Source organism: Butyricimonas sp. RTP31003st1_G1_RTP31003_210430 (genome assembly GCF_040920905.1).
In the GTDB taxonomy this organism is placed as follows: Bacteria; Bacteroidota; Bacteroidia; order Bacteroidales; family Marinifilaceae; genus Butyricimonas; species Butyricimonas paravirosa.
In genome coordinates this window covers 1-8721 of record NZ_JBCOSQ010000111.1, presented here as the reverse complement: position 1 = coordinate 8721, position 8721 = coordinate 1, and the positions used below count along the sequence as shown (strand labels likewise).

Annotated in this window: 6 protein-coding genes; all 6 read left to right on the top strand. The window is 41.1% G+C overall.

Annotated elements, in window-relative coordinates:
- Positions 1 to 2995, top strand: a 2995-nt coding sequence (locus AB5542_RS20535) for a SusC/RagA family TonB-linked outer membrane protein (protein ID WP_368243411.1), incomplete at its 5' end; no start/stop codon positions are given.
- A gap of 11 nt (positions 2996 to 3006) precedes the next feature.
- Positions 3007 to 4455 (top strand): RagB/SusD family nutrient uptake outer membrane protein, encoded by a 1449-nt coding sequence (locus AB5542_RS20530; protein WP_279040585.1) that lies wholly within the window; start codon positions 3007 to 3009, stop codon positions 4453 to 4455.
- A gap of 34 nt (positions 4456 to 4489) precedes the next feature.
- Entirely contained in the window at positions 4490 to 5503 is a 1014-nt protein-coding gene (locus AB5542_RS20525) for a hypothetical protein (protein WP_279040583.1), read from the top strand.
- 18 nt (positions 5504 to 5521) lie between these two features.
- Positions 5522 to 6616 (top strand): thioredoxin family protein, encoded by a 1095-nt coding sequence (locus AB5542_RS20520; RefSeq protein ID WP_279040581.1) that lies wholly within the window; start codon positions 5522 to 5524, stop codon positions 6614 to 6616.
- Between the two features lie 808 nt (positions 6617 to 7424).
- Positions 7425 to 8003, top strand: a complete 579-nt coding sequence (locus AB5542_RS20515) for an RNA polymerase sigma factor (RefSeq protein ID WP_118304912.1) — start codon at positions 7425 to 7427, stop codon at positions 8001 to 8003.
- A 341-nt stretch (positions 8004 to 8344) separates the two neighbouring features.
- Positions 8345 to 8721: hypothetical protein (locus tag AB5542_RS20510; RefSeq protein ID WP_368243409.1), on the top strand; the 377-nt coding region annotated here is incomplete at its 3' end.

Sequence of the window (8721 nt, the reverse complement as noted above, 5' to 3'; positions counted from 1 at the left end):
GGGACAGAAGGAGATCAACGTGGTGTTGGAAGAGGATGTGAGTGAAATGGAAGAGGTGGTAGTGACCGGTTACCAGAAAATCGAACGTCGTAAGTTGACGTCTTCAATTACCACGGTGGATATGGACCGTTTGCGTATGGTGAATCAGCCGAGTATTGATAAATTATTACAAGGGCAGGTACCGGGTATGACGATCGTGAGTACTTCAGGGGCTCCGGGAGCCGTTCCACAAATACGAATCCGGGGAACATCCACGATTAGTGGTAACGTTCAACCGTTATGGGTGGTTGATGGAATTATTCTTGAAGATCCGGTGGATGCTAATGTCGATGATCTTCTGAACAATAGAAATTTGATCGCATCCGGTATCGGAGGCGTGAATGTGGATGATATTGAATCGATCAACGTTTTGAAAGATGCCGCGGCAACTGCTATTTACGGGACGCGGGCTGCTAATGGTGTTATCGTGATCACCTCTAAAAAAGGTACGGCTGGTAAAACTAGGGTGACTTACAACGGGAGTATCACGATCGGTATGCGTCCGAAATTGAAAGATGCTTACATGATGAATTCCAAGGAACGTATTGACGTGAACATGGAGATGTTGGAAAAAGGGTTGTTAAAGGCCTCTTCCAATAGTGCCGGCCAATATGGTACTGTTTCCGATTTTGAACGTTATTTTATAGATGTACATGATCATAAGATGAGTTGGGAACAATTCCAGGATAGAGTGAATCAGTTGGAAACCGTGAATACGGATTGGTTTAAATATCTTTTCCGAAATTCGATAACCCATCGTCACAGTATTAGTATTTCCGGGGGATCGGAAACCACGACATTCTATCTTTCCGGTAGTTATATGGATGAGCAGGCAACTGCTAAAAGCGTGGGAATGGATACCTATACAATGGCAGCAAAGGTGTTCACCAAGTTAAGACATAATTTGAGAATCGGGGGAATGTTGGACGTGAATATGCGTAATAACAAGAGTTTCTTCGCGTCCGATTCACGTGAAAATCCTTACGAATGGGCGATCTACACGACCCGGGCTCATAATGCTTATGATGAGAATGGTAATTTCAATTACATGTATTATAATGATTTGAAATTTAACTTCTTGGAAAATCGGGAGCAAGCTTGGAGACGATCCAAAAGTTTCGGGTTGAAGGGAACCGTGGATATCGAATGGAAGATATTGCCGGATTTGACGTTCAGCAGTTTATTCTCTTTCTCTAAATCGAACACGACTGATGTGGATGTTGCAACAGAGGATAGTTATTTTGTTCGTGCCCGTCAGAAAGATATGTATGATAATACCACTTTCGAACCGGTATGGCACGATGGCGGGTATCGTCAGAGTAAGGGAACGAATAATAGTTCTATCACTTTCCGTAACCAGATTTCATATATGCCCGTTATCAACGAAGATCACCGTTTCGATGTGATGGTCGGTCAGGAAATACGGACTTCTAAATATGAGGAAGAGACTACTCAAATTTACGGTTATGCTCATGATCGGGGACATCAACAAATTCTGCAATTGGATTTGATGGCAAAATTAGGTGTTCCTTACTGGACTGAGAACCTGAATGAAACGGCGGCTGTTTCCTGGTTCGGGGTGGCCGGTTACACGTATAAGAATCGCTACACGATTAGTTTCAATGCTCGTACAGATGGTTCTAATCGTTTCGGAATGAAAACAAATGACCTTTTCCAACCGCTTTGGTCTGTTGGGTTTAATTACCAGGTGAAGGAAGAAAACTTCTTGAGAGACGTGAAATGGTTGACTTATTTAACCTTGAAAGGTTCTTACGGTAGTCAGGGAAACGTGGCAGATGCTTATTCTGATTTAGTAGCGAAAGTGGGTACGATCGATGCCATTAAGAACGAAAATTATTTGGTCATTTCTGCCCCGAAGAATCCGAATTTGAAATGGGAAAAGAACTATTCCACTAACTTGGCTTTGGAATTCGGACTATTTAATCGTAGAATAGCCGGTACGTTGGAATATTACTACAAAAAAGGAGTTGATTTACTTGGAAGTAAACAAGTATCGTTGGTATCCGGATTCCCGTCAGTTTCTGTAAACTGGGCATCCATGAAGAATACCGGTTGGGAGCTTTCTTTGAACACGGTAAATCTTGATACGGGCGGATTCCGTTGGACCTCTAATTTTAATTTCGGTTATAACTATAATGAAATTTTGGATGCGTATTCAACACCGACATATAGTTCTATGACTAATGCTCAGAGAACGGATTATGCGTCTGCCGCTATCGTGGGTAAGCCGATTAACGGGTTGTGGTCATATAAATATGCCGGATTGAATGAGGAGGGACGTGCCCAGTTCTATAACGAGAAAGGGGAGAAAGTTCTGAAGGGGATGAATAATGTTGAAGGATTGGAGTATTCCGGTACGACGATGCCTTTGGTTCAAGGTGGTTTTACCAACACGTTTATGTATAAGAATGTGACGTTGTCCGTGCTGTTAGTTGGAAACTTTGGAAACGTGATTCGTTTACGGAACATGACGGACGGACAGGCTTTTGCTTACCCGGAAGCAACACAGAACATGTCGAAAGAGTGGGCTTCCAGATGGAGAAAACCGGGTGACGAGAAGTTTACTGACGTCCCGAGATTAGAAGCTAACGAGTTTGATGATGCTGTTTTCTATCCCTACCCGTCAAACGGGACGATGTATAATAACAGTGATTTGAGAACTGTGAAGGGCGATTTCGTGCGGTTACAGAATCTCTCTTTGAGTTATGACTTGAATTTGAAGAAACTTCGGGATTTAGGTATTCAGAATATTCGTTTTATGTTACAAGGAAATAACTTGCACGTGTGGAAAAATTCGAGATTAAAAGGCCAAGATCCGGAGGCAACGGGAGCTGTCATGAAATATGGATCAACGAGTAATGCTAATGTTTCTTTCGGGAATACGTATTTGCCATTATCTCGTACATACTCGTTCTCGCTATCTGTACAATTTTAATGTTATTGATTATGAAAAAGATATTATATACTCACGTGTTGATACTACTTACATTGTTTAGTAGTTGTGATTTACTAGATATAAAACCGGTAAACAGTATGTTACCGGTTAGCGTGGAAGATTTCGAATCTGTTTTATTGGGTGGATACCCGCGGTCGAATTTCTTTATTAATACCGATTTGGCGACTGATAACGTGTATGCAAACCTGAATGCTTCAGCAGCCGTGACGAAATCATACGAACCGTGGTTTATCTGGGCGGCAACGCACCAATATAACGGGGCCGAGGATGGTTACTGGAAACAGTTGTATCAGTCTATATTTTATGCCAACACGGTGTTGGATGAATTCGCCGGGAAAACACCCTCTGCCGAAGAAAAGAATTTATTTGAAACGGTGAGAGGAGAGGCTTATGCTTTGCGTGCCTATTGTTATTTTTATCTGGTGAATCTTTACGCTGAGAATTATGCCACGGAAAATCTGGAGAAACCGGGTGTTCCGATGCCATTGAGTGCAACGGATGTGCATCAGAATACACAGAATAACGTTCGTGTTCCGGTAGGTAAAGTATGGGAACAAATTGAGAAAGACTTGGATGAGGCCACCAAAGATTTACAAGGCAAGGAAAGTAAGAGTAAGTATCGTTTTGATTACATTGCCTTGCAGGCTTTTAAAGCTCGTGTTTATTTGTTCATGAATAAATATGAAGAGGCAATTGAGGCGGCTTCGTATGTGATTGATGCCAAGGCTTTGTTTGATATGAACGAGATCCAGTCTTATTTAGATGGGTTGGACAAAATCTCGAACGCATTTAGTTATACTTACGGGTTCATAGATACCGATTACCGGAATGAAGTATTGTTTTTCGTGGGGGGCATCGCTAATCAAAATCCCTACTATTATGGTAAAACTCGCTTTAAGCCAACGGAAGAATTATTAAAACTTTGTAAACGTGATCCGAATGTGATTGATTACAGACGGTATATATTCGAATCGAATGCTGATCCGGAGAGTGCTGATTACGTGGAATTAGGACCGACCGTGTATCGGATGTTTGCTACTCAACAGAGTGATTGCTATTATATCGGGTTAAAATTGAGTGAGGCTTATGTGACTCGTGCGGAGGCATACGCTCGGACTGGAGAGAAGGATTTGGCTATTGCTGATCTGAATCGGCTTTTGGTGACCCGTATCAAGAAGGATAATTATGTCGCTTTGGATAAAGCTGATTTCACGGATGAGACTGTCTTGCAAAGAGTATTGGAAGAACGTCGGGTTGAGTTAGCGTTTGATTGTGGAATGCGTTGGCTTGATTTAAGGCGATTAGGGAAACCGAGAATTCAACATGCATACGAGAACGGACAGGTGTATACCTTGGAACAGGGGGATTTACGCTACGTGTTGCAAATTCCGGAATCGGAACAGTTGAATAGTCCTAATATGCCGTTGAATCCTAGATAAACAGTTGGTTTAATATTTATAAATATAGAATATCATGATAAAAGCTGGAAATATATATTTACTGTTGATCGCTCTCGTGTTATTTTTAAGTAGTTGTGACAAGGAGAGTAAATTGTCTCCGACGGAAGATTTGGGGATTGTCGAGATGTTTTCCCCGGATGAGAATGCAGATCCTCGTGTAAAAGCGATGTATAATGATTATGGGGTTTGGGTTCGTACTTATTTTAACAGTATTGACGAGCTGACGAATTCTATTTTGGCTGAAGATGCTCTTGTTGCCATGCGTGGAGCGGAGAATTTGGAGGAAGAAAAGATTCCGGAAGTATTAAATTATTCAGAAGCGTTGCTAAGTAATGTATCTAAAGAGTATGCCAATTCGTTTTTCCCGTTGGAGTTTTTCTACGTGAAACAATATGGTTCTCTTTACTGGATTTATCCCGTGAAAGCGTTGGGACGCAGTCGGTTGATCTTGATGTGGCCCAATACCACGGATGGCGCTATTCCGGTGACAGATCCGGTGAACCATTATTATCAAGATTCCGTGTTGACGGCTGAGGTGTGGAAAAAATTGGGTTCGATGATCGTGGCTCGTATGGAGGAACCCTTAAAAGAATTCGTGGCTGGTGGTAAGGCTTATGATGATGGAGAGGCTTACGAGAAATTGGGTAACGAGTACGATAAAGACGAGGAAGCATGGAAAAAGGAAAATCCGGATGCGGATGATGAAGACGAGGATGAAGTAAACAGCCGTTCTTACGTGATCAAGTATCGGAATGCCGTGAATGAATTATGCCGTAACGGGGGATATATTACTGGGGGAAGTTCTCGTTCTTTTGAGAGTGATTTTTCGGAATGGTTACGTTTACTCGTGATGGAGTCATACGAGAATATCAAGAAAGATTACTTGGATAATAGCAAGTCGAGAGCGTTGAAATATGAGATTATAATTAAGTATTTCAAAGAGTACGGTTGGGATATTCAGGTTTCCGGGAATAAGTACCGGACGGAATTTGACAAGTATAAAGCTACATTACCTGTAGAAGATTAATTCTTTAATTTTCAGTGAATGAAAAAGGTAATTTTAATGTTGTTGTGTTGTTTGTCCCTCACCTTACTGCGGGCGCAAGAGGGGGTAAGGTTCGAATCGCTTACTTTCAAGGAGGCCTTGCAGAAAGCGAAGGAAGAAAATCGGTGGATTTTCTTGGATGCCTACACTTCCTGGTGTGGTCCCTGTAAGGTGATGGCAGAACAAGTTTTTACGCTAGCGAAAGCGGGAGTGTTTTTTAACTCCCGTTTCGTGAACGTGAAGTATGACATGGAGAAGGGGGAAGGCCCAGAGTTGGCAAAAAAACTTGGTATCGGGGCGTATCCGACCTTCGTGTTGATTCGGCCGGATGGTGTGGTGCATGATAAGTTGGTTGGCGGGACGGATGTTGATGGAATTATTCAACGGGTAGAACATTCCATGAAACAGACGGAGACCGTGGGAACATTAGCCGTTCGCTATGAACAAGGCGAGCGGGATAAGGATTTTTTGTTGAAGTACTTACGGGCTTTGTCGGATGCGAGTGAGGTTCGCCGGTTGAGAGAGGTTGCCGGAATTTTATCCGGGCAGTTGACGGATATTGAGAAGATTGACTCCACGTGTTGGATTTTGTTTGATAATAATGATTTGGCTCCGTTTCATTCTGAGAATTATCGGTTTTTACTGGCGCATAGAAAACAATTCAGTCAACAGGTAGGACAGGAAAAGGTTGACCGACGTTTAGGGATGCTTTACACGGGTGTTTTGTCATCCATTGTTTGGGGGCGTGACACGAAAACAACATTTGCTGATGTACAGGAGATCGGGAAAGTGATTCGGATGTTGAAAACGGATGATAAAAAACGATTGTTAGCGTACGTGAGCTTGGCTAATGCTTACAAGGAAAAGAATACCAGTGAATTGTTGAAAATCAGTAAAAAGGCATTTCCAGTTTTCTCTGATGCTGACGTGATGATGATGGTAATGCCCGTATCGGTCTATTTTCGTACCCAAGAGGATAAAGCGGCGTTGAGAGAATTTATACAGGTGGGGAGGACTGTTGTTCCAAATCTGAAAATACAGGAGAATGTAAACTACGTGACCTATTATTTTGACGAGTTGGAAAAGCAGATGTAGGGTTGAATGTTGCTTTTTGGATGGACCGTGTGGTGGTTGGGTGGTCCGGGATTCCCCGGATCACTTTTTTTATGTCTTAGGACAAGGAATTGCTTTTTGCTATTTGAGAAATAACAAGTGCTACTATAGTATATTGAAAGAAACCGTTTAAGTCTTGATTATGTAGGGATATAGATAGAAACGGGGAGGACTTTTAGGATGCATGAAGGTGATGAAGACGAGATAAGTCGTTTGTATCTCGTTTGTATCTTGTCTTTGTCTCGTCTTTAAGGGACTTACTGGGGATGATAATGGTTGTTCATCGGTTGGAAATACCCGCATCTGGCGTGAGGAAAAATATTTAGTAGGTTAACTTATTTTTGGGTAAATGTTGTTATAATCAATGTTATAGCTTACATCTTGTCGCTATGTGTTCGTTATCCTATCGTTGAAACTGGCTTCTATAGGAATGAAGAGATGACGAAGGGAAATGGGAGGGATAATAGTAGGATGTAAGCTTGGGTAGGGAGGAAGACAAAAAAAGGAGCGAAAAAGTGTGCTTTCAAGTAGGTATATGAAAAATGGCGATAAGTGGTTGGTCTGTTTGAATTATTTTATATTTTTGAAGATCAATAAACGAACGTTTAATAAAATTTTCGCAGTATAGCAATATTGATTGTTGGTCAATAATTTCATATCTTTCATATATCTCAACACCAAAGAATTATCATATTTAACTATTTTCCTACTCCATGCAATTTTAAGATGCATTAAACGTTCGTTTATTGCTTGATAAATTGTAGATCAATTAAGACGTAAGAAGTTGGAAATGAATTTGGATGAAGATCGGTCATATATTTCGGGGTTACGGAAACGAGACACCCGAACTTATGAGGTCGTATTTAAAAAATACTATCAGCCACTTGTTATGTTTGTTGTGCGTCATATTGGTAATGAGGATGTTGCAAAAGATATTGTACAAGATATTTTCTTTAAGTTATTTGAAAGTAGTTCTTCCCTGCCTGATGATTTTCTGCTAAAATCATGGTTTTATCGAGTTGCCCGTAATGCTGCGGTTGATTATCTGCGTCACCTGCAAGTGGAGGATAAGTATAAGTTTCTGATGGCAGAAGCGATGATTAGTATCCCGGATATAGATGAAGAGATTGACGAACAAGTGTACGCTAAAGTGAATTTAGCTATAGAGAGTTTGCCGGAACAATGTAGGTTGATTATTAAGTTGAACGTGTTGGAGGGGAAGAAATATCAAGAAATTGCAGAAGAATTAGGAATCACGATTAATACGATTCGTACACAGGTGTCCAGAGGATATAAGAAATTGCGGGATATTCTCTCGGAAGAGGTCGATTCTTCTGTTTTATTTTTCATGTTTCTGAAAAATAAATAGCCGAATTCGTTCATGTTATCCGGGATATTTGCAGGATATTTACGTTATAGTTTCTTTAGTGTCTCGTTAAGAGGTCAACGATAGGTTAACGATAGGTCAACGATAGGTTAACGATAGGTCAACGATAGGTTAACGATGCAGACAATGGATTTTTATTTGATTTTGTCTTGAAATTGAATGAAAGTATTAACGAGACATCGGTGAGACTTGTTTACAAGTATTACGAGGGATGGATGAAGTCTTTCCAAAAACATTTTTCATATTATTCGGAAAAAAATTGAAATTCTTGTCACACAAAATAAATGGCTGTCCGTTATAGGTATGTTTTTAAGACTGGAATTATGGAAGATAAAACTATACCGGCTAAATTAATTTACCGAAAGATTAAAGGAAAGCTTTCTGCGGTGGAGGAGGAACGTTTTGATGCATGGCTAAAAGAGGGATGGGAACATCGGGAATACTACGAGCGGATGCAGAGAATATATCAGGAAGAGAATATGCAGGAAGTTGCGGTAGGAAAAATTCAGGATGCATGGGAGATGTTTGAAAAGCGTGTACAAGGACGGTGGCGTGTAGAGAGGAAACGGCGTTGGATGTGGGGAATGAGTGTGGCGGCATCTGTGGTGATCGTGCTTTGTTTGATAATGTATTATCAGGTCAACACGAGGAAGGACATGAATATAGCCGTACAAAATATTGTGCCGGGACAGTATAATGC